A 24,610-nucleotide genomic window follows, 5' to 3' on the forward strand; every position below is an offset into this window, starting at 1 on the left:
TGGTTCTAGGGTCTTGTCGCATGGGCGACTGCGGAGATTTGGTGATCGGGCAGCTGGAGTTCTACTGGGACTTTCACCTGCGGCCGCGGCTGGAGGGGCTGACGGACGAGGAGTACCAGTGGGCGCCGGCGCAACCGAGCTGGACAGTGCGTGCGGACGCCTCTGGCCAGGTGGTGCTTGACGCCGAGGATCCCGAGCCGTCGCCGCCGCCGGTGACGACGATCGCCTGGCGGCTGGTGCATGTCGCGGTCGGCTGCTTCGCCGCTCGCTACAACACCTTCTTCGACGACACGATCGACGCCCCGATGTGGGACCCACGTCACCGCCCAACCGACCTGCCGGTAACGGCCGACGCCGGTCTGGCCTTCATAGACCACTGGTACGCCAAATGGCACGACGCCATTCGCTCCCTGGATGACGCGGCACTGGCCGCGCCCCTAGGCCCCAAGGGCGGCCCCTACGCCGACGACTCGATGCTCGCCCTGATCGTCCACCTCAACCGCGAGACCATGCACCACGGCGCCGAAATCTGCCTACTCCGCGACCTCTACCGCGCTGGCTACGGAACAGCAACCGCATGACCGCCTTCGACCTGCACATCGTCTTCGACTGCGCCAACCCGGACCTGGTCGCCCGCTTCTGGATGGAGGCCCTAGGCGGCTACGACTTCCCAATGCCCGTCCCCGACGGCTTCACCACCTGGGACGACTGGGCCGACGCCCAAGGAATCCCCGTAGACCAACGCCCCACCACCCGCACCCTGGTCGACAAGACCCGCAACCGCCCCGACATCTTCTTCCTCAAGGTCCCAGAGTCGAAGTCCGGCAAGAACCGCCTACACCTGGACATCAAGGTCGCGCCCGGCCTCACTGGCGCAGATCGGCTTTTGAAGATCAAAGCGGAAGGCGAGCGGCTGACTGCCCTCGGCGCCACCCTCCTCCAGACGATCGACGAACCCGACAGCTTTCACCTGATCATGCAAGACCCCGAAGGCAACGAGTTCTGCGTGGCCTGATGGACCCACTCTGCACTGGCTGGCCAGCACCACCTGCGCTAACCGCGCAAGGCTGCGAAGATCTCCCGCTGGGTGGTGTCGTCGGGGTCGTGTCCGCCTTCGTACCGGTGTTGGCTGGCGTTGGGAATGTTGCTGAGTAGCCATTCGGCATGAGCAGGGCTGGAGTTGTCGTCCTTCGATCCAAACCGCACATCGACCGGTACGACGATGTCCCGCAGCTCGAACCCCCAAGGCTTGCTCAACGCCAGATAGTCGTCGATCCAGCCGTCCAGCCCGTCGACACAGGCCGCCCGCATCCGGTCGTACCGGCCGCCGTCCGGTACGTCGGTGCCGAACTCGCGCAGGATCTCGGGGCCTCGGCGGCCGAGTTGCTCGCGGAGGAACGCTTCTCCGCGGCGGGCGTCGGCCGGCCAGTCGAGCGATGCGAAGGCCGTAGTGCCTGGGGCCGCGATCGCCGAGACGGTGCTGCAGTGGATCACCCTGTCCGGGAGTAAAGCTGCGGCCGCGAGCGCGTGCGGTCCGCCGCCGGAGAACCCGGTGACCGCGAAGTGGTCCCATCCGTGCGCATCGGCCAGCAGTGCGACGTCAGCCGCCGCGTCGGCGACGGTTCGGCCGGGTTGGCGATCGGAGCCGTAGCCCGGGCGGCCGTGGAGCAGTACTCGCAGGCCGGTCTCCTCGATCGCGGTGATGACATCCGGTCGCTCCCACCGGGTGCCCGGCGTCCCGTGATGTGCGATGACGGGCACACCTGCCTCATCGCCGTACAGGCAGTACCTGATGGTGCGGCCGTCTGCGGTCACGACCTCATGGGTGGGAGTCACTCGGTCGTTCAACCACCCTCGGAGTCAATCGGACCACGGTCCGGTTGTGTGGTACCGTGGGTTTTCCATTGTTTTGAAGGGGAAACTGATGACTGTTGCTGTCGCGCCGGGGACCATCGTCGTGTACTCGGACATCTGGTGCTCGTTCGCCCATCTGGCTGTGCATCGCCTGCACAAGACGCGGGCCCGGCTGGGGTTGGAGGAGCGGGTGGCGTTCGATCACCATGCATTTCCGCTGGAGTTGCTGAACGGGCACAGCAGTCCGCGGCCGGGTACGGATTCCGAGGTATCGGCGATTGGCCGCCTCGATCCTGAGGCCGGTTGGAAGCTATGGCAGGCGCCCGACTGGACTTATCCAACGACCACGCTGCCCGCGCTGGAGGCCGTGCAAGCAGTCAAGGAGCAGAGTCTTGCCGCGAGCGAGGCGCTGGATCTCGCGCTGCGCAAGGCGTTCTGGGTCGACAGCCGCTGCATCAGCCTGCGCTCGGTACTACTCGACGTCGCCGCAGATACCGGTGCAGTCGACGTCGACCAACTCGCAGCCGCCCTGGACGACGGCCGTGCCCGCAGACTCGTGATGGCCGACTTCGCCGTCTCCCAGACGGACGCGGTTCAGTGCAGCCCGCACCTGTTCCTTGCCGATGGCACCAATGCCGCCAACCCCGGTGTAGAGGTCCACTACACCGACGCCTACGGCACCGGCTTCCCGATCGCCACAGCCGACGACCCCACCATCTACGAGTCGCTCCTACTGCGGGCTGCTGGAGCTCTTCAGGCTGTTTAGACCTCGATGCCGGTGTGCGTCTGGATGTGCTCGGGAAGCGGGTCGTGGGTGTCGCCGGTGGTGGGGGTGTTGGCGGGGTCGATGACGAGGATCTGGGCGCCGGCGGGGGAGGAGGGGCAGTGGTAGATGCCCTTCGGGACGACGAAGAGGGAGCCGGCCGGGAGCGTGACGACGCGCTCGTCAGGGTCGCGGACGCCGATGGTCAGTTCGCCTTCGAGGACCAGGAAGAGTTCGTCGGTGGTGTCGTGGACGTGCCAGATGTAGGAGCCCTTCACATGTGTCACCCGGACGTCGTAGTCGTTGATCCGCGCGGCGATCCGCGGGCTCCACAGGTCGTCGAAGGTGGACAGGACGGCGCGCAGGTCGATCGGTTCGTTGGTCACCTCACCAGTCTCACCGGGTGCGTTCCGGACGCGTGAGTGCTAGGAATAGCGCATGTCGAAACAATCCTCGCAACGGCCGCAGCGGCAACCGCAAGAGTCGGGGCGGCCGCATCGGGTTGCGGTGATCGTGGACGAGAGTTCCAACCCGTTCGAGCTCGGCGTCGCGACCGAGTTGTTCGGCCTGCGCCGGCCGGAACTGGATCGCGAGTGGTATGACCTGGTCCTCTGTACGCCGGAGCCGGCCGTCCGCATGCACAGCGGCTTCTTCACGCTGACCGGCGTCGCCGGACTCGACCAGGTCGACAACGCGGACACCGTCATCGTCCCGAATCGCCCGGATCCCGAAGTACCGCCATCGCCCGCAGTCCTCGACACCGTACGCCGGGCTGCCGCGCGCGGCGCCAGGATGGTGAGCTTCTGCACCGGCGCCTTCACCCTCGCGGCAGCCGGCGTACTGGACGGCCGCCGTGCCACCACGCACTGGCGCTGGGTCGAACTCTTCGCCGCCATGTACCCCGAGGTGAAGCTCGAACCCGACGTACTGTTCGTTGACGAAGGCAACGTCCTGACGGCCGCCGGAAGTGCTGCCGCACTCGACCTCGGCCTCCACCTGATCCGCCGCGACCACGGCGCCGAGGTAGCCAACGCCGTCAGCCGCCGTCTCGTCTACACCGCCCACCGCGACGGCGGCCAACGCCAGTTCATAGACCAGCCGGTACCACCGGTAGCCGACACCTCATTGGCTCCGCTCCTCACCTGGGTCCGCGAAGAACTGGCCAGCCCATTGACAATCGCCGACATCGCAGCCCACGCCGCGATGAGCCAGGCCACCCTCCACCGCCACTTCCAAGCAGAACTCGGCACAACCCCTCTCGCCTGGCTCACCGCCGAACGAGTAGCCCTAGCCTGCCGCCTACTAGAAGCCGGCGAGATCCGCCTAGACGCAGTAGCCCGCCAATCCGGCCTAGGCACCGCAACCAACCTACGCATCCAACTAAGACGCCGCACCGGCCTAACCCCCAGCAACTACCGCCGCCGCTTCGCCCTCAACGCAACCGGGTGATCGGCAGCCGCCTCTACCTCGCGCTCGTCCACAGGCGCGCACGTCCTGTGCATAACCTGACCGCTTCCGGCCAATCGTGGATCCCTTATAAACAAGGGCCTTCCGGGTTCGAAAACTGTCGGTGGGGCTGTCTAGAGTTGTCGGTATGGAGATCTCGCAGCTGCGACCCACCTGTCTCCAGAGTGACGACGAACTCATGGTCACTCTGGACACGGTTGTGGCTGCCCGCAGGCAGCTGAACACGGTCTACCTGGACCTGGTCAGAGATGTCGAGTCCCGGGGTCTCGCCCCCGAGCTCGGCGCCAACAACACCGTCGAACTCCTCGAGCTACGCCACCGCCGCGATGCCTCCGAGATCCGTAGCGATCTCAAGTTCCTCAAGTACCTCAGCAAGTACGGCATGGTGGCCGCCGCTCTCGCCTCGGACGAAGACCCATTGGGTTTGACCGTTGAACAGGCGAAGGTCATCGTCTTCACCTTGGAGAAGGCGCCTGCGACCGTACCGGTCGAGGATCTCGAGGTCGCTGAAGACCAGATGATCGAGGTCGCGCGCCACCTGACCCCGGGTGACCTGCGGGACTTCGGCCGCCAGGTCCTCGATCGGTTGGACACCGACGGGCCCGAGCCCGCCGAGGAGGAGGCGTACCAGAGCGAGAAGCTGTGGATCCGCCGTGCCGATCATGGCGTGAAGTTCGGTGGGTTCCTGGCGGGTGCGAATGCTGAACAGTTCAAGACCGCGATCCACGACCTCGCGAAGCCGCACCGGACTGTTGATGGTGAACTCGACCCGCGCTCGCACGAGAAGCGCCAGGCTGACGCGTTGACCACGATCCTCGACATCGCCACCGGCGCTGACCCGGTGACCGGCGTGCCTGGAGTTCCGCATCTGACCGTCACCATCGACTTCAACGACCTCAAGGCCCTCACCGCGGCCGCCGTGGGCGAACTCGTCTTCGGTGACAACCTCTCCGCCTCCGCCGTCCGCCTCCTCGCCTGCGACGCAGCGGTGTTACCGATCGTCCTCGGTACTGATTCCCAGCCACTGGACGTCGGGATGGAGTACCGGTTCGTCACCCGCTACATCCGCCGCGCCCTCAACCGCCGCGACAAAGGCTGTGTCATCTGCAAAGCCCCACCCTCACACTGCCACGCCCATCACATCATCCATTGGATCGACGGCGGCCCGACCTCGATCTCAAATCTCGTACTGCTCTGCGCCGCCCACCACCGCGCCGTCCACGCCGGCCACTGGTCAGTCACCATCACCAACGGCACCGTCCAGATCACCCGCCCCGACTGGACCATCCCCACCCCATCCCGAATCCCCCTGTCCCTCATCACCACATCACCTTGGGATGCCCCGCCAAACCCAGACGCCAGGGGCGCGCGGCCGACTTCGCCCTGGGGCACCACGCCTGCCTCGGATGCCCGCCGAGCCGCGGGCACCTTGACCCTGGACGGCACAGCCGCCAGTTGGCTCGCGCCCACAACCGCCGCCTGGTCCATCAACACCGATCCCCACAACCCCCACCCCAACCGGCGACACAGCACTACCGCCCCCACCCCAGCCAACCCCGCCGCCAGAGGCCTGTCCTGGCTAACCCCCGAAGCCGTCGCCGACCTCAACCCCTGGGGCGAAACCGGCACCCCCTCCACCGGCCCGTAACACCCACCACGCCACGGCCCCACCATCCCCAGCGCCGCCCGCCTCCGGCCCGACGCCAACCACCCACGCCCACAATCGCCCAGGCCCTCGCCGCCTCCGAGCACGCCAGGCGACAAGCAAGCCACCTCGTCCCATGCAGGTTGGCCACCTGGTCCCACGCAGGTTGGGACGCTGGTCCTGGAGCGCCTCAGGTAGTACAGGCTTGGCGAGGTGCCGACGGCTGAGCAGATCAAAGATGCGAGCCTGATCTGGGAGGGGCATCGGCCAACGCTTCCACTGCCCACCGATGTCTTGATTCGAGTCGGCTGACGACCAATGCCGATGGCTATCCTGTTGGAGTGGCGCTAGGGCGAGGCAAGACGGAGCATGCTGGTGCTCGGGATATGTCCCGTAAGCATGGGCATTGGGGTCATGCCGAGGAGGCCAAGGAATGGGCTTCGCGGGCTCGTCGGCGGGATGAGAAGCGTGAGATTGATGATGCTCGCCAGCAGACGAACGTGACGCCTGATCCGAAGTAGGTTGTGTCATTGCGCGTCGCACGGCTGAGGATGCACGGGCTTGACGATGGCGCTCGCCGATGAGGCGGCGGTCAAACATGGCGCTCCGGGTTATCCCGAGTTCGCTCGTACCACCGCAGGCGTCTGATGGTCGACGCACAACTGGCACGACTCCCGTAATCGGGCGGTCCTGCGTGTTGCATAGGCGGCCAACCTGGTTCGCGTTGGCCAATGCCGTGCGCGCCTTGTGGTTCGGGTGGGCTCAAGACTCTGGCTCGGCGAGCGGGTACGGGTGGGGCCTAAACACTTACTCGTCGGTGGAGGGGGAGGTGTGTAGGCGGACTTGTTTTACTCGGACTGATTCGTCGCCGTAGAGGTCTAGTTCTCGGGTGGCGCCGTCGGGGGCCCAGCCGGAGTCGGTGTAGAAGGCTCGGAGGATGTCGTCTGTGGTGTTGACCCAGACGGTTACTCGCTGGAATTTGTCGGCTTGGGTGGTGTCGACTACTGCGTTGAGGAGGCGGGAGCCGTGGCCGGCGCGGGTGGCTGACGGGTCGACGGCTAGTTCGGCGACCAAGGCGTCGTGGCGTTGGTCGGCGTCTGGGTCGTCGGAGGCGGTAATTGCTGCGAAGCCGACGATGGTGCGGCCGGCCAGGGCTACCAGGACTCGGTTGCGGGCCTCGCCGGGGGCGATGAGGGCGGCTCGCCATTGGGCGGCGAATTGTGCGGGGTTGAGGTCGGCTAGGACGTCCGCGGGGAGTAGGCCCTCGTAGGCGCGTCGCCAGGCTGCTACCTGGATTTCGCCGATGGCGTCTGCCTCGGCGGGTAGGGCCAGGCGGACGCTTGACTCGGCGATCGGGTCCTCGGTGGTGCCCATCGAAGTCAGGCTTTCCGGTTCCGGTACGCCGAAGTCGTCGTGGTTCATGCGGACATCCTTTCAAAGGGCAAAACAAAGACCTCCAGCAGGACACCCGTCGGGTAGGTGTCCTGCCGGAGGCGGCTCAGAGAGGGATCAGTAGACGAGCTTTCGGAGGAGGGTTTCGGCGGGGCCGCGGTACGAGTGCTTCTTCATCTGGTAGGCGGCGATCACCGAGATCGTCCAGACCAGTACTGCGGCGCCGAAGGCGGTCCAGGCGGTGCTGCCGAGGCGGTCGCCCAGGTTGAGGGTGAAGGGGGCCAGCAGGACCATCCAGGAGACCGACTGGAACAGGTAGCCCGACATCGACCGCTGGCCGAGGGCGGAGATCGCCTGGACCGGCATGCCCAGCTCAGCCGGGCGACGGTTAGCGGTGAGCTTGCCGACTAGGAGAGCGAAGAGGGCGATGTAGCCAGGTCCACCGAACTGACCGCTGAGATCGTGGAGGAAAGCGAGCTTGCTGATCGCGGCCTCGTCGACGTGCAGCCAGCCGGCGGCGACCAGGGCGAGCGGCAGACCGCCGAGGACGGTGATGCTCATCGCAACGGCTGCCACCCGGGTCAGCAAAGTTTTGTGAGCCAGCGGGTTCTCCAGGATCTGCTTGCGAGCGGCCCAGATGCCCAGCCAGACGATGACGGTGAAGCCGAGTACGAAGGCGGTGTGCGCCGGGTACTCCTGCAGCCGGTGGATCAGGCTGGAGCCGTAGCTCGTGGCGGCCAGCGACGGGTTCGGGCTGTTCGTCATCGACTGGCCCGGTCCCGAGTTGATGACGGCGAGCGCGGCCATCCCTGCAGTGACGATCACGTAGACGACCTGGGCACCCCAGATCCACAGGACGATCTTGTGGAACCGGTCGCCGCGGTTCAGCAGTAGCAGCGTGCAGATGATGCCGACCAGGCCGTACGCGCCGAGGAAGTCCCCGAAGTACAGGAGCGTCGCGTGCGCCAGGCCGAAGGCGACCAGCCAGGCGTTCCGCTTCAGCAGGATCTTCCGTACGCCGCTGACCGACGTCCCGGAATTGCGTTGGCGCCGGGCGAGCTGGACCAGGCCGTAGCCGAACATCACCGCGAAGACCGGGTACGCCCGGGCGTCGACCAAGGTGATCTTGAGGAAGTTCAGGATCCGCTCGAGACCGTGCGGGGTGCCGTTCAGGCCGGGGCTGCCGGCGAAGGCGAAGTTGGCGGCGTTGGCCAGGCCGATCAGCAGCAGCATCGCGCCGCGGATCAGGTCCGGCGCCAGCGCGCGCTCGGCGCCGGTGACCGGGCCGCGATGGTCGGTCGCCACCGGCTGTGAGGTGATGAGCTGCGTCACGGGGATTCATCCCTTTCAAGGACCGTCGAAGAACTGTGGAGGGGTTGAGCTGTTGACCACAATCCTGATCCCGCACAGGCCGCCAACCCAGTGGCCTGAGCCCACACCTGAAGGTGGACCTAGCACCCCCACGCAGCATGTTGTGACACTTCTCGTCCGATCTGCAGAAAAAGTGTCACAAGTCGGCTATGCTCGGCCCATGGACAGCTTCCAGGCGACGATCGACGCAGACGGCCGGATCGAGCCGCGCGACGCGATGCCCGAGGGGTACCGCAAGACCCTGATCCGGCAGATCGCGCAGCACGCGCACTCCGAGATCATCGGTATGCAGCCCGAGGGCAACTGGATCAGCCGCGCGCCGTCACTGCGCCGCAAGGCGATCCTGATGGCGAAGGTTCAGGACGAGGCCGGTCACGGCCTCTACCTGTACGCCGCTGCCGAGACCCTCGGGGTGGACCGGGCGGACCTGCTCGACCTGCTGCACGAGGGCAAGCAGAAGTACTCCAGCATCTTCAACTACCCGACGCTGACCTGGGCCGACATCGGCGCGATCGGCTGGCTGGTCGACGGCGCCGCGATCGTCAACCAGGTCCCACTGTGCCGCTGCTCGTACGGTCCGTACGCGCGGGCCATGGTCCGGGTCTGCAAGGAGGAGTCGTTCCACCAGCGGCAGGGGTTCGAGATCCTGCACACGCTGTGCAACGGCACCGACGCGCAGAAGGCGATGGCGCAGGACGCGCTCAACCGCTGGTGGTGGCCGAGTCTGATGATGTTCGGTCCGCCGGACGCCAGCTCGACCCACTCCGAGCAGTCGATGGCGTGGGGGATCAAGCGGCACAGCAACGACGAGCTGCGGCAGCGCTTCGTCGACATGACCGTGCCGCAGGCCGACGTGCTCGGTATCCGGGTGCCCGACGACGGCCTGACCCTCGACGAGGAGACCGGCCACTACAGCTTCACTCAGCCCGATTTCACCGAGCTGTATGAAGTTGTCAAGGGCAACGGTCCGTGCAACCAGGAGCGGCTCGCGCACCGGGTCAAGGCACATGAGGACGGCGCCTGGGTCCGCGAGGCAGCAGCGGCGTACGCCGAGAAGCAGGCCGCCAAGGCGCAGGGGAGTGCCGCATGAGTGAGACGACAGGAACTGCTGCGCGCCCGTCGGTCGAGCCGCTCTGGGAGGTCTTCGTGCGTTCGCGCCGCGGGCTCTCGCACGTCCACGTGGGCAGCCTGCATGCGCCCGACGCGACGATGGCGCTGCGCAACGCCCGCGACGTCTACACCCGTCGCCAGGAGGGTGTCTCGATCTGGGTCGTGCCGGCCACTGACATCACCGCGTCGAGCCCGGACGAGAAGGACGAGTTCTTCGACCCGGCCGCCGACAAGGTCTACCGCCACCCGACCTTCTACACGGTCCCGGAAGGCGTCGATCACCTGTGACCGACCTCTTCACCTACACGCTCCGGCTCGGTGACGACGCGCTGATCGCGGCGCAGCGGACCGCCGAGTGGATCGCGGCCGCCCCGCAGCTCGAGGAGGACGTTGCCCTGGGCAACATCGGCCTCGACCAGCTCGGCCAGGCCCGGTCGCTGCTGCAGTACGCCGGCAAGATCGAGGGCGCCGGTCGTACCGAGGACGACCTGGCCTACTTTCGCGACGAGCGTGACTTCCTCAACGTCCAGCTCACCGAGCTGCCGAACGGCGACTTCGCGCACAGCATGGCCAAACTCCTGTACTTCGCCACGTACCAGCATCTCCTGTACGACGAGCTGCGCAACTCCGCCGACGAGACCCTCGCAGGTGTCGCCGGCAAGGCGGTCAAAGAGGTCGCGTACCACGTCGACCACGCCACCCAATGGGCACTACGCCTCGGCGACGGCACCGAAGAGAGCCACGCCCGGATGCAGGCCGGCCTGCAAGAAATGTGGCCCTACACAGCCGAACTCTTCGCCTCCGACGACCTGGTCCAGCGGCTCGACGTCGCTGTCGACCCGTCGACGCTGGAGGAGGAGTGGCTGCGCCGGGTCACCGAGGTGATCGACGCATCCACGTGTGAGCGGCCGACCTCGTCGTACCAGCACAGTGGTGGCCGCGAAGGCCGTCATACCGAACACTTCGGGTACCTGCTCGCCGAGCTGCAGCACGTCGCCCGCTCGCATCCGGGCGCGACGTGGTGACGGACACCGCGATCTTCGAGGCAGTCGGGGAGGTCGCGGATCCCGAAGTACCGGTGCTGACGATCGCCGATCTCGGCGTTCTGCGCGGCGTCCGGCACGAGGGCGACGAGGTGGTCGTGACGATCACCCCGACGTACTCCGGCTGCCCAGCGATGGACCTGATCAAGCACGAGGTCGAGCTCACCCTCGACTCGCTGCACCTCAAGGGTCGCGTCGAGACTGTGCTGTCGCCGGCGTGGACGACGGACTGGATGAGCGACGAGGGCAAGGCCAAGCTCACGGAGTACGGGATCGCGCCGCCGACTGGCCGTCGTGCGGTCGGCGGGCCGGTATCGCTGAGCCTCACCATTCGATGCCCGCTGTGCGGTTCGCCGGACACCACCGAGCTGAGCCGGTTCGGATCCACCTCCTGCAAGTCGCTCTGGCGGTGCAACTCCTGCCGGGAGCCTTTCGACCACTTCAAAGACCTTTGAACATCCAACGCAGCAAGGCGATCTAGATGACGACGATGACCAGGCGCAGGGCGACCTTCCATCCGCTGGCAGTCAAGGCGATCGACGAGATCACCGACGACTCGGTGGCGATCACGTTCGACGTCCCGGCAGAGCTTGCGGCGGAGTATGAGTTCGCCGCAGGACAGCACCTGACGGTACGGCGTACCGGCGACGACATCCGCCGTAGCTACTCGATCTGCTCGCCGGCCGGCTCCGGCGTACTGCGGATCGCGGTCAAGCGGATCCCCGGCGGCGACTTCTCGTCGTACGCGTCGACCGCGCTCAAGGTCGGCGACACGATCGAGGTGATGACGCCGCTCGGCCGGTTCGGGACGCCGCTCGATCCCGCGCACGCCAAGCACTACGCGTTCATCGCCGCCGGCAGCGGGATCACCCCGGTGCTCTCACTGGTCGCGACCATCCTGCAGGTCGAGCAGGCCAGCCGGGTCACCTTGCTGTACGGGAATCGCACGGCCGGCTCGGTGATGTTCTCCGACGACCTGGCCGACCTCAAGGACCGGTACGCCGAACGCCTGCACCTGGTGCATGTGCTGTCGCGGGAGTCGACCGATGTCGAATTGTTCAGCGGACGGATCGACAAGGATCGGCTGGGCCGGATGATCGACACGATCCTGCCGGTGAAGTCCGTCGACGAGTGGTTCCTCTGCGGACCGTACGCGATGGTCGTCGGCGCACAGGAGCTGCTGATCGACCAGGGCGTGGCCCGCGAGGACGTACATGCCGAGCTGTTCCATGTCGGCGACGAGGCACCGGTGGCCCGGGTCGAGGAGACCACGACGGACGCCGAGGCGGCCGAGGTGACGGTGATCCTCGACGGCCGCCGCTCGACCTTCCCGCTGGGCGAACACGGAAAGGCAGTGCTCGACGCAACCCTCGCAGTACGGACGGATGCGCCCTTCGCCTGCAAGGGCGGAGTTTGCGGGACCTGCCGGGCAAAAGTCGTCGACGGTACCGTCCGGATGGACACCAACTGGGCCCTCGAACCCGACGAGATCCGCGCAGGCTACGTGCTCACCTGCCAGTCCCACCCGACCAGCGAGAAGGTCACCCTCGACTTCGACGCCTGAACTGACTGCAACAACCTGCAACCAGCTCTGCTGTACCTGGTCATCGGCCTGTCCCTGCAGCAGAATCCAGGGCTCTTCTTCCTGAGTCTCTGGGGGCCGTGATGTCACGACGATGGACCACGCTGGCGACGATCGGTGCACTGGTCGCGGGGCTGCTGACCATGGTGCCGGCATCGGCTGCACCCAGCGCGGAGGCGACCAGTACCGGCGCCCAGGTTCCGAAGCTCGACTGGAAGCTCTGCAGCGAGCAGTTCCCGGAGTACGACTGCGCCACCGCCATGGTGCCGATGGACTACGACGATCCCCACGGCGCGAAGGTCCCGATCGCGTTGGCCAGGTTGCGCGCCACCGACCCCGAGCACCGGATCGGCTCGTTGTTCCTGAACCCGGGTGGCCCCGGCGGAACCGGCGTCGAGTTTCTCGAGGGCCTCGGACCTTGGCTCTACACGGATGAGGTGCGGGCCCGCTTCGACCTGATCGGGTTCGACCCGCGTGGGGTGGCGCGCAGTGCTCCGCTGACCTGCTTCAAGTCCCAGGAGGAGGCTGACGCGGCGAAGGCGCCGTTCGCCTTCCCGGTCACACGCGCCGAGGAACGCGCGTGGGTCGGCTTCGACCGCGCCTACACGGACGCGTGCCGCAAGAACGCCGGCCCGATCATCAACCACATGTCCACCGCGAACGTCGCGCGCGACCTGGACCTGCTGCGTGCCGCGGTCGGGGACAAGCAGCTGACCTACGCCGGTTTCTCGTACGGCAGCTACATCGGTTCGGTCTACGCGAACCTGTTCCCCGACAAGGTCCGTGCGCTCATCATCGACGGTGTCATCGACCCGGTCTCCGACGCCACCGGTCGTGGCCTCGAGTGGCTCACCAAGTCGCCGGAGGCGCGGCTGAAGAGCGAACAGGGTGCGTACCAGTCACTGCTCCAGTTCTTCAAACTCTGTGACACCAGCACCAGCCCCAAGTGCGACTTCGGCGACGGCAACTCGAAGGCCGCCTACGACGCTCTTGCGGCCCGGCTGCTCAAAGACCCCCTCGAACTGCCGGACGGCACAGTGGTCACCTACGCCGACCTGGTGCAGGAGACCCTCAACGACCTGTACAACGCGGGGACCTACCACACGCTCGCCCGGTACCTCCATGCCATCGACACCGGGACCGTGCCCGAGGCCAAAGCCCTCCAGACCGAGACCCCGTACTACCAAACGTCCGAAGGCTTCAACGGCGTCTGGTGTACAGACTCGCTGAGGCCCGCCCACCCCTCCGCCTGGGCCAATGCGGCCCGTACCGCTGACCGCAACTGGCCGTACTTCGGTCGCCCGTGGAACTGGTCGGCCAGTGTCTGCGCCAACTGGCCGGGCCACGACAGCGACCGTTACCTAGGCCCGTTCAATAAGCGCACGGCCAATCCGATCCTGGTCATCGGCCAGCGCTGGGACCCGGCCACGCCCTACGAGGGCGCCGTCAGTACCTCGAAGCTTCTCGGCAACGCCCGCCTGCTGACCGTCAACGGCTGGGGCCACACCTCGATCCTCACCTCGAGGTGCGCGGATACCAAAGCCAGCGCCTACCTCCTGACCGGCGCCCTGCCGAAGGCCGGAACGGTCTGCCAGGTCGAGGGCACCCCCTTCCACGAAGGCCCTGCCCAGCTGGCCAAGACAAAGCCCACTTGGCAATGGACACCGGGCAGGTTGGTGTCATGACCGCTCCAACAAGCTGTGCATGAGGCAGAATCCGAACTCTGTAACTGTCCGCTCACGGGGGGTTCATAGATGTCTCGACGTTGGAAGGCGCTGGCTACGGCCGGCGCGCTGGTTGCCGGTCTACTGAGCGTGGTGCCTGCATCCGCTGCTCAGGGTGTACCGATCCCGAAGCTGGCGTGGCATGCGTGTGAGGCGGCGGCCTACGAGTGCGCGACCGCGAAGGTGCCGCTGGACTACGACAACCCACGCGGTGCGACCATCTCGCTCGCGGTGAGCCGGATCAAGGCGACCGACCCCAAGCGGCGGATCGGCTCGCTGTTCCTGAACCCGGGTGGTCCGGGCGGCTCGGGCGTCCAGTTCCTCCAGTCCGTCGGGCAGGACCTGTACTCCGATGAGGTCCGCGCCCGCTTCGACCTGATCAGCTTCGACCCGCGCGGTGTGGCCGGTAGTACTCCGCTGACCTGCTTGAAGACGCAGGAGCAAGCCGAGGCGGCGACCGCGCCCTTCCCGTTCCCGGCGACGGCTGCCGAGGAGAAGGCCTGGGTCGGCTTCGACCGTGCCTACGCCAAGTCCTGCAAGAAGTACGCCGGGCCGATCATCGACCACATGTCGACGGCGGACGTCGCGCGTGACATGGACCTGCTGCGGCAGGCAGTGGGGGACAAGAAGCTGACGTACGCCGGCTACTCGTACGGCACCTACATCGGCTCGGTCTACGCGAACATGTTCCCGGACAAGGTCCGCGCGGTGATCATCGACGGCGTCATCGACCCGGTCTCGGACGCCACCGGCCGCGGCCTCGAATGGGTCCGCAAACCGGTCGACGCCCGGCTGGAGAGCGAGCAGGGCGCGTACCAGACCCTGCAGGAGTTCCTCCGGCTCTGCGACGCCGGCGGCCCGAACTGCGCCTTCAGCGCCGGCAACCCGAAGGCCCGGTACGACGCCCTCGCGGCCAAGCTGCGCAAGCACCCGCTCGAACTGCCCGACGGCGAGATCGTCACGTACAACGACATGATCAGCCAGACGCTCGGAGGGCTCTACGGCGCCGACACCTTCCCGGCGCTGGCCGAGTACCTCCAGGGTCTCGCCACCGCGTCGGCCAGCAAGGTCAAGGCAGCTCGCGCGGCACTCGACGAGCCGACATACGAGCAAGGTGCGGAAGGGTTCTACGGCGTGTGGTGCACCGACTCGCTGAACCCTGCCAGCTCGACGTACTGGGCCAGCAGCGCCGCGGCGGCGGACAAGAAGTGGCCGTACTTCGGGCGCGCCTGGATCTGGAGTTCGAGCATCTGCGCGCGCTGGCCGGGACACGACGCGGACCGGTACCTCGGCCCCTTCACCAAGCACTCCGCCAACCCGGTACTGGTGATCGGCAACCGCTGGGACCCGGCGACCCGGTACGAGGATGCGGTCAGCACGTCGAAGATCCTCGGCAACGCGCGGCTGCTCAGTGTCAGCGGCTGGGGACACACCTCGCTGTTCTCGTCCTCCTGCGCGGACAGCAAGGCGAGTGCCTATCTGCTGACCGGTGCGCTGCCGGCGAAGGGCACGGTCTGCAAGCCTGACGCTGTCCCGTTCGCTCAAGTTGAGGCCAGGTCGGTCAAGGCCAAGGCGCCGTACCAGTTCAGGCCGCCGACGCGCTGACCTCCCTTGCGTGTGGCTCCCCAGAAGTGTCGTGGGTCGCTGAAAGAATCGGCGGCTCACGACTGATGGGGGTGGGGCGCCGTGATGGGGCGTTCGCATGCGTTGTCCGGTTGGTGCGCAGGGCTCGCGGTCGCGCCGCTGGTGGGCCTGACGACGGTCGCCGAGGTGGTGCCGTTCGCCGCCGCGACAGCCGGCTATGCGTTGCTGCCGGACCTCGATCATCCGGGTGCGGGTGCGTCCCGGTTGCTCGGGCCGATCACTGGGTTCGTGTCGAGCGTGGTGCGCGCCTTCTCGAGTTTGCTGTACTCGCTGACGAAGGGGCCGCGCGACGAGGACAGTACGGGTCAGCACCGGCATGCGAGTCATACGCTGGCGGCCGCGATCGCGCTGGGCTTCGCGACGTCGAGCGCCGGCGCGGCGGGTGGCTGGCGCGCAGTACTGGCCGTTGCTCTGGTCGGGTTGCTGCTGGCCGCTGACGCGCTCGGCGACTGGGTTGTCACGCTGGTACTGGCTGCCGGCGCCTGGACGATCGCGGGCACCTGGTTGCCGGGTGAGTCGGCGGTCCACAACCTGCACTCCGGGCTGGACGGGATCGGCAAGTGGATCGGCGTCGCTGTCGCTGTCGGCATGTTCGTGCATTGCCTGGGCGACAGCCTCACGCGGTCCGGGTGCCCGTGGCTGTGGCCACTGCCGATCCGCGGCGAGACCTGGTACGAGATCCGCCTGCCGCGACTGCTGCGCTTCCGCACCGGCGGCTGGGTGGAGAACCTGCTGATCGTTCCCGTACTGGTCGTCGCGGGCGTGTTGCTGCTGCCGGGCGCGATCCAGTTCCTGGCGGACGTCTTCGACGCGGTGGGTGTGAGTGTGGCGCGCCGCTAGGGTCCGACCAGCGGCCGGCGCACCACACTCACCAGGGGGACGCCTCTTGCTGAACCCAGTTTCACCCGTGCAGCATCCGCCTGGCCCAGGATCTGCCTGTCCGAATCCGGCATGGCAAGAACCTGACGCGCGGATAAGTGAACGGATAGTGAAGAGGTGATCGCGGAGAGTACTCGCAGGAAGTTTTTCGGATTTTTTTGGTGGAAGCTGTAACGACTACTGGGCCTGGCCCGATAGGACGAGTGAGCCTGGTGGCTGCCCGGACCCCCGAGCGGACAGCCACCAGGCCTACTCATTTCTTGAGGCGCTGAGGGCGGTAATCTGAGCCCATGTCCTCTAGCGCAGACACCGCCGTCACGGCCCTTCCTTTTGGAAGGTTGACCACGGCGATGATCACCCCCTTCAAGCCCGATGGTTCGCTCGATCTCGATGCGGCGCAGAAGGTGGCCGGCAAGCTGGTCGACGAGGGCAACGATTCCCTGATCGTCAACGGCACCACCGGTGAGGCACCGACCACAACTGACGAGGAGAAGGTGCTGATCATCCGCGCCACCCTCGAGGCGGTCGGCGATCGCGCGAAGGTCGTCAGCGGGGTCGGTTCCAACAACACCGCCCACAGCGTGGAGGCCGCGAAGGCCGCTGAGGCCGCCGGCGCACATGGCCTGCTCGTGGTCACGCCGTACTACAACAAGCCCCCGCAAGAGGGCATCAAGCTGCACTTCACGGCTGTCGCCGACGCCACCGGGCTGCCCGTGATGGCCTACGACATCCCCGGCCGGGCCGGTGTGCCGATCACCACCGAGACGCTGCTCGCGCTGGCCGAGCACCCGCGCATCGTCGCGGTGAAGGACGCCAAGGGCGATGTCGCCGCGACGACGAAGGTGCTGGCCAATTCGGACCTGTACTACTACTGCGGTGCGGATGAGCTGAACCTCGCCTGGCTGGCAATGGGCGCCGTCGGCATCGCCAGCGTCGTCGGGCATGTCGCCAGCCCGCAGTACCGGCAGTTGATCGACGCCGTCGTCGCGGGCGACCTGGAGACCGCGCGACGCATCGACCGGCAGCTGGTCCCCGCTGTCGAGGCGATCATGACGAGGACGCAGGGCGCCATCATGGTGAAGGCCGCGCTCAAGCTGGCCGGCGTGATCGAGCACGCGACGCTGCGCGCGCCGTTGGTCGAGGCGACGGGCGAGCAAGTCGACTGGCTCACCACCGATCTCAAGACGGCAGGACTGATTGCATGAGCCACCCGCACCCCGATCTGCAAGCGCCGGGCCCACTCGCGCCCGGCGCGCTCCGTGTCATCCCGCTGGGCGGCCTCGGCGAGGTCGGCCGGAACATGACCGTGTTCGAGTACGACGGCAAGCTGCTGATCGTCGACTGCGGAGTGCTCTTCCCGGACGAGAACCAGCCCGGCGTCGACCTGATCCTCCCGGACTTCCAGCCGATCCGGGATCGTTTGGACGACATCGTGGCGGTCGTCCTGACGCACGGGCACGAGGACCACATCGGCGGCCTGCCGTACCTGCTCCGCGAGCGTGGCGACATCCCGGTGGTCGGCTCGCAGCTGACCCTGGCGCTGCTCGAGGGCAAGCTCAAGGAGCACCGGCACCGCAACGTCCCGCAGCAGACCGTCGTCGAGGGCGAGACGGTGCGCTTCGGCCCGTTCGAGTGCGAGTTCGTCGCGGTCAACCACTCCATCCCGGACGCGCTCGCGGTCGCGATCCGTACTCCGGCCGGCCTGGTCCTGCACACCGGCGACTTCAAGATGGACCAGCTGCCGCTCGACAACCGGATCACCGACCTGCGCGCGTTCGCCCGGCTCGGCGAGGAGGGCGTCGACCTGTTCATGGTCGACTCCACCAACTCCGAGGTGCCCGGCTTCACCACCCACGAGCGCGACATCGCGCCGGTGCTCGACGGCGTGTTCAGCAAGGCGTCGAAGCAGCGGATCATCGTCGCCTGCTTCGCCTCGCACGTGCACCGGGTCCAGCAGGTGATGGACGCGGCCGTGAAGCACCACCGCAAGGTCGCGTACGTCGGTCGCTCGATGGTGCGCAACATGGCGGTCGCCCGGGATCTGGGCTTCCTGACCGTGCCCGGCGACACGCTGATCGACATGCGCGAGCTCGACAACTACCCGCCCGAGCAGGTCGTGCTGGTGTCCACCGGTTCGCAGGGCGAGCCGATGTCGGCGTTGTCGCGGATCGCGGCGAACGACCATCACGTAGTACAGATCCAGCCGGGTGACACCGTCGTCCTGGCGTCGTCGCTGATCCCGGGCAACGAGAACTCGGTGTTCCGGGTGATCAACGGGCTGACCCGGCACGGCGCGAACGTGATCCACAAGGGCAACGCGCTCGTCCACGTCTCCGGCCACGCGTCGGCGGGCGAGCTGCTCTACTGCTACAACATCGTGAAGCCGCGCAACGTGATGCCGGTGCACGGCGAGATCCGGCACCTGCACGCGAATGCCGAGTTGGCCCGGCAGACCGGCGTACCGGAGGCCAATGTCGTCGTGGTCGAGGACGGGGTGGTGGTCGACCTGGTCAACCGCAACGCCGTCGTTGCGGGCAAGGTCGAGTGCGGCTACGTGTTCGTCGACGGCTCGACCGTGGGCGATATCACCGAGACCTCGCTGAAGGACCGGAGGATTCTCGGCGACGAGGGTTTCATCTCGGTGATCGCCGTGATGGACTCTGTCACCGGCAAACTGATGGCCGGGCCGGAGATCCAGGCGCGCGGGTTCGCCGAGGACGACACTGTCTTCGACGAGCTGCGGCCGAAGATCGAGGCGGAGATCGAGAAGGCGATCGGGAGCGGGGTGGACGACATGTACCAGCTGCAGCAGGTGATCCGCCGCGTGGTCGGCAAGTGGGTCAGCGACACGCACCGTCGCCGGCCGATGATCATCCCGGTCGTCGTGCAGTCCTAACAGAGGGGTGGGCCAGTTGTGAGTATCACTGGTGTGAATGGAGCCGGGCAGCGCCGGCCCACCATGAAAGAGGTCGCGGCCCGGGCGGGCGTGGCGCTCAAGACCGTCTCCCGGGTGGTCAACGAGGAGCCGAACGTCAGCCCGGAGCTGACCGCGAAGGTCCAGGCCGCGATCAAGGACCTGAACTACACGCCGAACGAGAGCGCCCGGATGCTGCGCCGCGGCAAGACCGGCACGATCGCGGTCGTCATCCGCGACATCGGCGACCCGTTCTTCGCCTCGCTCGGCCGTGCGGTCGAGCTGTGGGCGCGGGGGAGCGGTTCGGTCGTGATGATCGGGCTGACCGACGAGGACCCCGAGCGTGAGCGGGACGTCTGCCTGGAGTTCGTTGCCCGGCGCCCGGATGCGCTGATCATGGCGCCGATCGGGGAGACCCAGGACTACCTGGCCCCGCACGTGGACGCGGGCATGGCGGTCGTGACGATCGACCGGCCGGCGCACGGGATCGAGGCCGACGCGGTACTGGCCGACAACGCCGGTGGCATCGACCAGGCGATCGATCACCTGGTTCGGCAGGGGCATCGCCGGATCGCGTACCTCGGTGACGACGAGCGGATCTTCACGGCTCGCGAGCGCGTCGTGGCCTACCGGGCCGCGATGGCTCGGCACCGGATCGACGTCGACGAGGACCTGGTCCACCTGTCCGAGCCGACGACGGAGGGGATCGGGATCACGCTGTCCGCAGTACTGGACCGCCCCGAGCCCGCGACGGCCATTCTGTCGGCGAACAACATGACGACTGCGGAGGTACTGCGGGGGATGGCGGGCCGGCGCGATCGCGTGGCGCTGGTGTCGTTCGACGACCTGGCGCTCGGCGACCTGCTCAGCCCCGGACTGACCGCGGTGGCGCAGTCGGCCGACGTGATGGCCCGTACTGCGATCCAGCTGATGACCGAGCGGCTGCCCGAGCCGCACCGTCCGGGCCGGACGGTCAGGGTGCCGGTGAAGTTGACGATTCGCGGCTCGGGGGAGATTCCTCCGTCGAGCTGACCTCGCCGTACCGGGCAAGGGCCAGGGCGGCCGCGATCGCTAGCGCGAAACCGGCCGCCGCCGGTACTACGAACCCATGGCGGGTCCGGTCGCCCAGCGCCAGGATGCCGACGGCGGCCGGGAAGACTGTCTCGCCGACGACGAGCATGGCCGTCGCGGTCGTGATGCTGCCGCGTTGCAGCGCCGAGGCGAAGAACAGCATCGCCCCGGCCCCCGCGACGACGGCCGTGTACACGGCGGGCTCGGTGAGCAGGTCGAGCAGTTTGAAGCTGGGGATAACCCGCCCCGAGATCGCCACCACACCAAAGCTCAGCCCGGCGACCAGGCCGAGCAGCGGTGCCCGCAACCTCTTGGGTGCCAGCCCTGCGGACAGGCCGATGGCGACGAGCGCCAGCGTTGCGATGACGAGGCCCCAGCGGAAGCCGCTGCCGATCGAGGCGGCGCCTTCGCTCTCCGCGGACAGCCCGAGCAGCCCGAGGCCGACGCAGACAGCGCCGACCGCCGCCCACTCGCGGCGGCCCAGCCTGATGCCGAGGAATCGGGCGGCTACCGCGGTGACGGCGAGGCTGGCGGCCAGCGCTGCCTGGACGACGAAGAGTGGAAGCACCTGCAGTGCGGCCAACTGGAACCCGAATCCACACAGGTCAAGCCCGATTCCAGCCATGAACCGCCACTGCCCGATCACCCGGACGAGCAGCCGGGGATCGACGCCCTCACCACCGCCGGGCGTCGCCGTGGCAGCCATCGACTGCATCACCGACGCCAGGCCATAGGCCAGAGCGGCAGCCAGGGCGCACAGCAATCCCCACCACATACGCCTCACACTACGGGGACCGAAGCTCGCCCATTCTTCAGGCCTTGAGGAAGGCGAGGACTGCCTCGGCCAGCTCCTCCCGATGGCTCGCCAGCGCATGGTCGGTGGGGAACAGGTGGTGTTCGGCATTCTTGTACGCCTCGACCAGCGGCAGGTGATGCTGCTCCGGCGGGGCAGCCGCGTCCCGGCTCGCCCCGATCAGGAGGACGCGGCGATCGGCCAGCTGGGGCGCGAGATCGGCGAGTCGCCATTCGGGGCCGTGGGCAACCATCTCGTCGACGAGCGCGCGGCCGCTGGTCCCTTGCAGCGGGAGCAGGTCGCCGTCGAACGGTTCGACGTACTGGTCGGGATCAGGTGCGGTACCGGCGGCGCCGAAGTCGAAGCCCGCGATCGATACGACCGCCGGAATCGTCGGGTCGGCCGCGACGGTCTGCAGGGCGGCGAACCCACCCATGCTGTGGCCGATGACAGTGAGCCTGGTGGCATCGACGCGCGGATCCGCGCGCAGTTGCTCGACCGCGGCCGCCGCGTCCTCGAGAACGTTGCTCCAGGCCCATGTCCCGGCCGCTCCCCACGAACCGCGGTAGTGGAAGATGAGCGTCGCGTAGCCGGCTCGCCGAAGGACGTGCGCGAGATCGAAGTTGCGCTCCCAGCCCGGAAAACCGTGCAGCAACAGCACGGCCGGATGCGGCCCGTCGCCCGCAAACAGGTGCAGTACTCCGGGCAGCTCATGACCGCCGCTGGAGACGGTGAAGGTAGTGGTGCTGGCGTACGTCAAGCGACACCTCATCTGATCGAACCGACCGGTACCATCGCAACGTTAGCAAGAGATGAGGCCGGTCGGTACCATCTCCCCATGCCCGTCGCCAAAGGAACCTCGCTCGACCCCGACAGGACCCGGGCGGCCATGCTCGACGCCGCCACCGCCGTCTTCTACGAGCGCGGGCTGGACGGAGTCGGAATCGCCGAGCTGTGCTCGTCGGTCGGAGCGTCCAAGGAGACCCTCTACCGGCACTTCGGCTCGAAGGACGGGCTGATCGCCGCTGTCCTGCAGGCGCGCAGCGATCGCAACAACGCCTGGCTGCGGCGAGCGGCGGAGACGGGTGGGGATGACCCGGTCGCTCAGCTGACCGCGGTGTTCGGCGTACTGGGGGAGTGGTTCGACCAGCCGGACTACCGCGGGTGTGCGCTGGTGAACGCGGCGACCCAGCGGCATTTCGAGCCGGCCCGCAGCATGGTGGTCCGACATCTCGACGGCTATCGGGCCTTACTCGCCCAGATCGCTGCCGCGGCGGGCGTGCCCGACCCGGACCGGGTCGGGGGTCAGTTGCTGATGCTGCTGGAGGGCGCGACCGTGATGGCCGACCACCTCGCTCTAGGTAGGGCCGCGGCCGATGACGCGCTGGCCGCGGCGCTGCCGCTGCTCAGCCCAAGTACAGGCTGATTACTTCCGGTACTGGCTGACCAACGGGCACGCGAACGGGTCGCGGGCGCGCAGGCCGACGTTGTTGAGGTAGTCGACGACGATCTTGTACGACTCGAGGAACGCGACCTCGGTGTACTTCACGCCGTGCAGCTGGCAGTACTCGCGGACGATCGGCTGGACCTGGCGCAGCGTCGGTCGCGGCATGCTCGGGAACAGGTGGTGCTCGATCTGGTAATTGAGCCCGCCCATCGCGAAATCGGTGAGGACGCCGCCGCGGATGTTGCGCGACATCAGCACCTGGCGACGGAGGAAGTCGATCTTCATCGTGGCCGGCACCAGCGGCATGCCCTTGTGGTTCGGCGCGAACGAGCCACCGAGGCAGACCCCGAAGACGGCCAGCTGCAGGCCGAGGAACGCGCTGGCCTTGCCGAGCGGCAGCACGACGTACAGGGCGGTCACGTACAGGCCGAGCCGGGAGACGACGACTGCCGCCTCGACCCGCTCCACCTTGGTGGCGCCGCGACGGAACAGGTGTTGGAGGCTCGACACGTGCAGGCTGAGGCCCTCGAGCGTCAGCAGCGGGAAGAAGAGCCAGCCCTGGCGATCCTGGTACCACTTCATGAAGCCGCGCTTGCGCTTGGCCGCGTGGTCGGGCGTGAAGGCAACGACGCCGATGGCGATGTCGGGATCCTTGCCGAGCTGGTTCGGCGCGTTGTGGTGCTTGCTGTGCTTGTTCTTCCACCAGGTGATACTCATCCCGGCGAGGCCACCGGCCAGCAGGCGGGCGGTCCAGTCGTTCCAGGCGGCGGAGTGGAAGATCTGCCGGTGCGCGCTGTCATGGCTGAGGAACGCGACCTGGACCAGGATCAGCGCGAGGGCACCGGCCATCAGCAACTGGAACCAGGAGTCACCGAGCAGGATGAATCCGGTGATGACACCGCCCAGCGCGGCCAGTACCAGGCCGATGCGGGTCCAGTAGTAGGTGTAGCGGCGTCGCAACAGGCCCAGATCCCGGACCGTGTGCAGCAGGTCGCTGTAGAGGCTCGCGTACTTCTGTTGCGGCCTTTGGGGGTGCGGGTCTTCGGCAAGCAGTTGCGACAAGGAGAACGCCCCATCCGGAGTGCATCGGTCGAGATGCGCCACCGGGTCCAGGGCAGCGCCACGAGAAGAGTGGCTGTAGCACCCAACGGAACCACGCTGGACGACCGTACGCAACCGACCGCTCGGTAGGGGCGTGGCGTGCTCAGGCTCAGGGAGTCGGCAGGCTCGCGGTCAGCAGTGTGCCGTCGAGCACACCTCTGGCCACCGCCTTCAACCCGCAGCCCTTGCCCCGGGCGTACGAGCGCATCGCCGCGAAGGCCTCCGGCAGGGTCAGGCCGGTGCGTTCGGCAAGCATTCCCTTGGCCTGTTCGATCAGGATCCGGCTGTCCAGCGCCTGTTGCAGCTGCCCGCACAGCTCTTGCCGGCCGCGGTGTTCGCGCTCGTGCAGCAGGCCGATCGTGGCCATGTCGGACAGCGCTTGCCCCAGCGTCAGCTCCTGCTCGCTGAAGGCGGTGTGGTCGGTCCGGTACAGGTTCATCGAGCCGATCGCCTTGCCCCGCAGGCACAGCGGGAGCACCTCGGTGGTCGGGTAGCTCGGGAGCTCCGTCTCAACGAGCTTGGCGGGGGAGTCGGCGGCGGCGAGGACGCGGAGTATGTGGCCGTCGCCGGTCAGGTCCAGGCCGACCGCGTCCACCTCCAGCAGTTCGACCGTCGCCTCGGCGAGCATGCCCAGAAAATCGGCCAGCTCGAAATCGTCGCCGAGCGTGTCGGCGAGCTTGATGAACACCTCTGTGAGGCGTTGTTCCCTGGACTGCACCGGAATTCCCTTCGACCCTGTGAGACTCAATCATCAACGCCTGCGCAAGCCCCCGGTGCTACCTCGGGCAAGTTGTTACTTAGTTCGTTCCG

At 67.3% G+C, this 24,610-nt stretch carries 25 protein-coding genes; 17 read left to right on the forward strand and 8 right to left on the reverse strand.

The genetic code is table 11. The features are described from left to right. Nucleotides 1-41 precede the first annotated feature (41 nt). Both OHA70_RS28225 and OHA70_RS28230 read left to right on the forward strand, forming a co-directional pair. Nucleotides 42-581, forward strand: coding sequence for a DinB family protein (locus OHA70_RS28225; protein WP_328322693.1), 540 nt, complete (start codon nt 42-44; stop codon nt 579-581). Then, a complete protein-coding gene (locus tag OHA70_RS28230) occupies nt 578-1,015 on the forward strand; it encodes a VOC family protein (RefSeq protein WP_328322694.1) in 438 nt (145 codons plus the stop codon). The genes OHA70_RS28225 and OHA70_RS28230 overlap by 4 nt, the downstream gene beginning before the upstream one ends. Before the next feature lie 38 nt (nt 1,016-1,053). On the opposite strand, the gene OHA70_RS28235 is transcribed toward OHA70_RS28230, so the two are convergent. Then, nucleotides 1,054-1,836 (reverse strand): alpha/beta fold hydrolase, encoded by a 783-nt coding sequence (locus OHA70_RS28235; protein ID WP_328322695.1) that lies wholly within the window; start codon nt 1,834-1,836, stop codon nt 1,054-1,056. Between the two features lie 88 nt (nt 1,837-1,924). Here OHA70_RS28235 and OHA70_RS28240 point away from each other — a divergent pair, with 88 nt between their 5' ends. Continuing rightward, the gene (locus tag OHA70_RS28240; RefSeq protein ID WP_328322696.1) at nt 1,925-2,620 is read left to right on the forward strand and encodes a DsbA family oxidoreductase; all 696 of its coding nucleotides are present in this window, start codon (nt 1,925-1,927) and stop codon (nt 2,618-2,620) included. On the opposite strand, the gene OHA70_RS28245 is transcribed toward OHA70_RS28240, so the two are convergent. Further along, complete coding sequence (locus tag OHA70_RS28245; protein WP_328322697.1) at nt 2,617-3,003, reverse strand: cupin domain-containing protein; 387 nt, start codon at nt 3,001-3,003, stop codon at nt 2,617-2,619. The genes OHA70_RS28240 and OHA70_RS28245 overlap by 4 nt on opposite strands. A 52-nt stretch (nt 3,004-3,055) precedes the next feature. Between OHA70_RS28245 and OHA70_RS28250 the strand changes: the two genes are divergently transcribed. Next, nucleotides 3,056-4,066, forward strand: a complete 1,011-nt coding sequence (locus tag OHA70_RS28250) for a GlxA family transcriptional regulator (protein WP_328322698.1) — start codon at nt 3,056-3,058, stop codon at nt 4,064-4,066. 145 nt (nt 4,067-4,211) lie between these two features. Next, complete coding sequence (locus OHA70_RS28255) at nt 4,212-5,732, forward strand: HNH endonuclease signature motif containing protein (RefSeq protein ID WP_328322699.1); 1,521 nt, start codon at nt 4,212-4,214, stop codon at nt 5,730-5,732. 804 nt (nt 5,733-6,536) lie between these two features. Here the strand turns inward: OHA70_RS28255 and OHA70_RS28260 are convergent. Beyond that, complete coding sequence (locus tag OHA70_RS28260) at nt 6,537-7,151, reverse strand: GNAT family N-acetyltransferase (protein ID WP_328322700.1); 615 nt, start codon at nt 7,149-7,151, stop codon at nt 6,537-6,539. Between the two features lie 87 nt (nt 7,152-7,238). Further along, nucleotides 7,239-8,453 (reverse strand): DUF418 domain-containing protein, encoded by a 1,215-nt coding sequence (locus OHA70_RS28265; RefSeq protein ID WP_328322701.1) that lies wholly within the window; start codon nt 8,451-8,453, stop codon nt 7,239-7,241. A gap of 199 nt (nt 8,454-8,652) precedes the next feature. Here OHA70_RS28265 and paaA point away from each other — a divergent pair, with 199 nt between their 5' ends. From paaA to OHA70_RS28320, 11 genes are all read left to right on the forward strand, one after another. Then, nucleotides 8,653-9,582 (forward strand): 1,2-phenylacetyl-CoA epoxidase subunit PaaA, encoded by a 930-nt coding sequence (gene paaA, locus OHA70_RS28270; protein ID WP_328322702.1) that lies wholly within the window; start codon nt 8,653-8,655, stop codon nt 9,580-9,582. Continuing rightward, the gene (gene paaB / locus OHA70_RS28275; RefSeq protein ID WP_328322703.1) at nt 9,579-9,890 is read left to right on the forward strand and encodes a 1,2-phenylacetyl-CoA epoxidase subunit PaaB; all 312 of its coding nucleotides are present in this window, start codon (nt 9,579-9,581) and stop codon (nt 9,888-9,890) included. The genes paaA and paaB overlap by 4 nt, the downstream gene beginning before the upstream one ends. After that, nucleotides 9,887-10,627, forward strand: a complete 741-nt coding sequence (gene paaC / locus OHA70_RS28280; protein ID WP_328322704.1) for a 1,2-phenylacetyl-CoA epoxidase subunit PaaC — start codon at nt 9,887-9,889, stop codon at nt 10,625-10,627. The genes paaB and paaC overlap by 4 nt, the downstream gene beginning before the upstream one ends. Further along, on the forward strand, nt 10,624-11,100 hold the full coding sequence (gene paaD, locus OHA70_RS28285; protein ID WP_328322705.1) for a 1,2-phenylacetyl-CoA epoxidase subunit PaaD: 477 nt from the start codon (nt 10,624-10,626) through the stop codon (nt 11,098-11,100). Before paaC ends, paaD begins: the two co-directional genes overlap by 4 nt. Nucleotides 11,101-11,135: 35 nt before the next feature. Next, a complete protein-coding gene (gene paaE / locus OHA70_RS28290) occupies nt 11,136-12,209 on the forward strand; it encodes a 1,2-phenylacetyl-CoA epoxidase subunit PaaE (RefSeq protein ID WP_328322706.1) in 1,074 nt (357 codons plus the stop codon). A 101-nt stretch (nt 12,210-12,310) separates the two neighbouring features. Further along, entirely contained in the window at nt 12,311-13,912 is a 1,602-nt protein-coding gene (locus OHA70_RS28295) for an alpha/beta hydrolase (RefSeq protein WP_328322707.1), read from the forward strand. A 69-nt stretch (nt 13,913-13,981) separates the two neighbouring features. Then, nucleotides 13,982-15,556 (forward strand): alpha/beta hydrolase, encoded by a 1,575-nt coding sequence (locus tag OHA70_RS28300; protein ID WP_328322708.1) that lies wholly within the window; start codon nt 13,982-13,984, stop codon nt 15,554-15,556. Nucleotides 15,557-15,640: 84 nt separating this feature from the next. After that, a complete protein-coding gene (locus tag OHA70_RS28305; RefSeq protein WP_328322709.1) occupies nt 15,641-16,435 on the forward strand; it encodes a metal-dependent hydrolase in 795 nt (264 codons plus the stop codon). Between the two features lie 329 nt (nt 16,436-16,764). Next, complete coding sequence (gene dapA, locus OHA70_RS28310; RefSeq protein ID WP_328322710.1) at nt 16,765-17,679, forward strand: 4-hydroxy-tetrahydrodipicolinate synthase; 915 nt, start codon at nt 16,765-16,767, stop codon at nt 17,677-17,679. Beyond that, a complete protein-coding gene (locus OHA70_RS28315; RefSeq protein WP_328322711.1) occupies nt 17,676-19,370 on the forward strand; it encodes a ribonuclease J in 1,695 nt (564 codons plus the stop codon). Before dapA ends, OHA70_RS28315 begins: the two co-directional genes overlap by 4 nt. An 18-nt stretch (nt 19,371-19,388) precedes the next feature. Continuing rightward, nucleotides 19,389-20,420 carry a LacI family DNA-binding transcriptional regulator gene (locus OHA70_RS28320; RefSeq protein WP_328322712.1) on the forward strand — a complete coding sequence of 344 codons (1,032 nt, stop codon included), beginning with the start codon at nt 19,389-19,391 and terminating at the stop codon, nt 20,418-20,420. Here the strand turns inward: OHA70_RS28320 and OHA70_RS28325 are convergent. Beyond that, nucleotides 20,362-21,234 (reverse strand): hypothetical protein, encoded by an 873-nt coding sequence (locus OHA70_RS28325; RefSeq protein ID WP_328322713.1) that lies wholly within the window; start codon nt 21,232-21,234, stop codon nt 20,362-20,364. The two genes, OHA70_RS28320 and OHA70_RS28325, sit on opposite strands and share 59 nt — an antisense overlap. A gap of 37 nt (nt 21,235-21,271) precedes the next feature. Then, on the reverse strand, nt 21,272-22,012 hold the full coding sequence (locus tag OHA70_RS28330; protein WP_328322714.1) for an alpha/beta hydrolase family protein: 741 nt from the start codon (nt 22,010-22,012) through the stop codon (nt 21,272-21,274). Between the two features lie 78 nt (nt 22,013-22,090). Here OHA70_RS28330 and OHA70_RS28335 point away from each other — a divergent pair, with 78 nt between their 5' ends. Beyond that, a complete protein-coding gene (locus OHA70_RS28335; protein WP_328322715.1) occupies nt 22,091-22,678 on the forward strand; it encodes a TetR/AcrR family transcriptional regulator in 588 nt (195 codons plus the stop codon). Here the strand turns inward: OHA70_RS28335 and OHA70_RS28340 are convergent, their stop codons facing one another. Continuing rightward, the gene (locus OHA70_RS28340; RefSeq protein WP_328322716.1) at nt 22,679-23,803 is read right to left on the reverse strand and encodes a fatty acid desaturase family protein; all 1,125 of its coding nucleotides are present in this window, start codon (nt 23,801-23,803) and stop codon (nt 22,679-22,681) included. Between the two features lie 106 nt (nt 23,804-23,909). Next, a complete protein-coding gene (locus OHA70_RS28345; protein WP_328322717.1) occupies nt 23,910-24,518 on the reverse strand; it encodes an ANTAR domain-containing protein in 609 nt (202 codons plus the stop codon). Between the last annotated feature and the right edge of the window lie 92 nt (nt 24,519-24,610).

Origin of the sequence: Kribbella sp. NBC_00382, from assembly GCF_036067295.1 — a bacterium.
Taxonomy (GTDB): Bacteria; Actinomycetota; Actinomycetes; order Propionibacteriales; family Kribbellaceae; genus Kribbella.

Excerpts from the sequence above, each read along its gene's own strand:
- OHA70_RS28230 (WP_328322694.1), top strand. The coding sequence starts at position 578 with ATGACCGCCTTCGACCTGCACATCGTCTTCGACTGCGCCAACCCGGAC.
- OHA70_RS28240 (WP_328322696.1), top strand. The coding sequence starts at position 1,925 with ATGACTGTTGCTGTCGCGCCGGGGACCATCGTCGTGTACTCGGACATC.
- OHA70_RS28250 (WP_328322698.1), top strand. The coding sequence starts at position 3,056 with ATGTCGAAACAATCCTCGCAACGGCCGCAGCGGCAACCGCAAGAGTCG.
- OHA70_RS28255 (WP_328322699.1), top strand. The coding sequence starts at position 4,212 with ATGGAGATCTCGCAGCTGCGACCCACCTGTCTCCAGAGTGACGACGAA.
- OHA70_RS28260 (WP_328322700.1), bottom strand. The coding sequence starts at position 7,151 with ATGAACCACGACGACTTCGGCGTACCGGAACCGGAAAGCCTGACTTCG.
- paaA (WP_328322702.1), top strand. The coding sequence starts at position 8,653 with ATGGACAGCTTCCAGGCGACGATCGACGCAGACGGCCGGATCGAGCCG.
- paaB (WP_328322703.1), top strand. The coding sequence starts at position 9,579 with ATGAGTGAGACGACAGGAACTGCTGCGCGCCCGTCGGTCGAGCCGCTC.
- paaE (WP_328322706.1), top strand. The coding sequence starts at position 11,136 with ATGACCAGGCGCAGGGCGACCTTCCATCCGCTGGCAGTCAAGGCGATC.
- OHA70_RS28295 (WP_328322707.1), top strand. The coding sequence starts at position 12,311 with ATGTCACGACGATGGACCACGCTGGCGACGATCGGTGCACTGGTCGCG.
- OHA70_RS28300 (WP_328322708.1), top strand. The coding sequence starts at position 13,982 with ATGTCTCGACGTTGGAAGGCGCTGGCTACGGCCGGCGCGCTGGTTGCC.
- OHA70_RS28305 (WP_328322709.1), top strand. The coding sequence starts at position 15,641 with ATGGGGCGTTCGCATGCGTTGTCCGGTTGGTGCGCAGGGCTCGCGGTC.
- dapA (WP_328322710.1), top strand. The coding sequence starts at position 16,765 with ATGTCCTCTAGCGCAGACACCGCCGTCACGGCCCTTCCTTTTGGAAGG.
- OHA70_RS28315 (WP_328322711.1), top strand. The coding sequence starts at position 17,676 with ATGAGCCACCCGCACCCCGATCTGCAAGCGCCGGGCCCACTCGCGCCC.
- OHA70_RS28325 (WP_328322713.1), bottom strand. The coding sequence starts at position 21,234 with ATGTGGTGGGGATTGCTGTGCGCCCTGGCTGCCGCTCTGGCCTATGGC.
- OHA70_RS28335 (WP_328322715.1), top strand. The coding sequence starts at position 22,091 with ATGCCCGTCGCCAAAGGAACCTCGCTCGACCCCGACAGGACCCGGGCG.